Genomic DNA, 258 nt, shown 5'->3' on the forward strand with positions numbered 1-258 from the left:
AGGAATTAGAAGCAAGCTTCCAATTCCTCGCTCGACTTGCATGTATTAGGCACGCCGCCAGCGTTCGTCCTGAGCCAGGATCAAACTCTCCATAGAAACTTTTAATGTTTTAGCATTTAGAGTTTCTCGTCCTGTGATTCAGCTACATAAGCATCTTCACGAGGCCATAAAAAGTTATCCTTAACTCTAATAAATTGATTAGGTCCACTTTTCTGTGGTACGCTTGGCTTTTACACTGTTCAGTTTTCAAAGAGCAAT

1 rRNA gene is annotated in these 258 nt (G+C 41.1%); it reads right to left on the reverse strand.

The window, feature by feature from the left end:
* A 16S ribosomal RNA gene (locus BEN26_RS13875) occupies nucleotides 1-96 on the reverse strand; the annotation flags it as partial.
* Nucleotides 97-258 lie beyond the last annotated feature (162 nt).

The sequence above is a fragment of the Tepidibacillus sp. HK-1 genome (assembly GCF_001748485.2).
Lineage (GTDB): Bacteria > Bacillota > Bacilli > Tepidibacillales > Tepidibacillaceae > Tepidibacillus_B > Tepidibacillus_B infernus.